This window comes from Pseudoxanthomonas sp. LjRoot204_2 (genome assembly GCF_056175765.1).
The window spans coordinates 1-1,370 of the sequence record NZ_JBGFFG010000649.1 but is presented as its reverse complement, the minus strand read 5'-3'; the positions used below and the strand labels follow the sequence as shown (position 1 = coordinate 1,370).

The window sequence follows — 1,370 nt, the reverse complement described above, 5'->3', positions numbered from 1 at the left end:
GAAACCGATCATGATGACGACAGCCACTCCCAACGTGAGGAGTTCCTGCGGTCGAACACCGACTCCCATGACACGTATCACCGTGTCGCCCACCGGCCCAGGAACTACCACAGGCTTGGGCCCCCAAATGGCCAAGCCGATACTCTGGAGGATGACGCCGAAACCCAAGGTACTCATGACCCATGCCATGCCAGGTCGACCAGCGAAAGGTCGTACACCAATCACGTAGAGGAGCCATCCCAAAAAGCCCATCACTCCGAGTGCTGCAACAAGGGCCAGCAGTTGAGCTCCGGCACCAGGCTGGGCCTGGCCGAACGTGGTCGAAGTCACAGGGAGACCGAGAACGAGGAAGAGCGCGCTCATGCCGATGAATGCACCCGCAGACACGAATTCCCCATGGGAGAAATTCAAAGTCTTAGTGGTTGTAAATGTGATGCTGAAGCCCAGGGCTACCAGGGCGTAGGCACCGCCCACGGCCAAGCCGCTGAGAATCGCCTGCAAGAGCGCCTCTGTCATTGTTATCTCCGAGATGATTTCCCGGACTGCGCGAGGCAGTCCAGGCAAGCGTTACGCGTTATTGCTTGAAATCCGCGCTGCTCAGCGAGTTCACGATCGGATCCGCATAGGGCATGAGCTTGCCGTCCTTCCAGCGGATCCATACAAGATCTTTGGCTGTCAGAGCCTCATGGTTGGCTTTGCTGAACGGCTTGTCATAAGTCTTGAGTACGCCTTGGACCGGTGATTTCAGATCCTCCAGGGCAACACGAACAGCAGAGCCATCAACGCTGTTTGCCTGCTTGGCAGCTGCGGCGTAGAGCAGCACCGAGTCATAGCCATGAAGAGCGAAAGAGAATGAACCAGGCGCTTTGAGCTTGGCTCCGATGCGGTCAAACAGTTTCTGTTGAGCGGGAGTCCGCGTCTCACTCACAGTACGCATGAATATGGGCTTCTCTGCGAGCGCTTTACCCGCTGCATCATAGAAAGTGATGTTGTCAGCTGCCCATGACGTCAGCACCAAGGGGAAGTAGTTCGTCTTCTCCATGCTACGAACGAGCTGAGCGATGGGTGTACCCTGAGCCCAGACCACAATGGTGTCCACATTCGCAGACTTCATCTTGCTCAGCTGGGAAGTCATATCGGTATCGCCCACACCGAAACGCTCCGTCGCTGCAATCTTGATGTCCTGCAGCTTCGCGATTTCCTCCATGTCCTTGAGACCACCCTGGCCATAGCCTGTGGTTTCCGCCATCAGACCAACAACCTTTGACTGGCCCGTGTTCTTCTTCACGTAAGCCATCAAGGCTGCCACCTGCTCGCGATCCACCATCGAGACTCGGAACATGTAGTTGTCGGCGCCAGGGCTCATAGGC

At 56.5% G+C, this 1,370-nt stretch carries 2 protein-coding genes; both read right to left on the bottom strand.

Annotated features, from left to right (window positions below; genetic code table 11):
* Positions 1-516: ABC transporter permease subunit (locus AC04L7_RS18770; protein WP_475513712.1), on the bottom strand; the 516-nt coding region annotated here is incomplete at its 3' end.
* Between the two features lie 58 nt (positions 517-574).
* Positions 575-1,370: ABC transporter substrate-binding protein (locus AC04L7_RS18765; RefSeq protein WP_475513711.1), on the bottom strand; the 796-nt coding region annotated here is incomplete at its 5' end.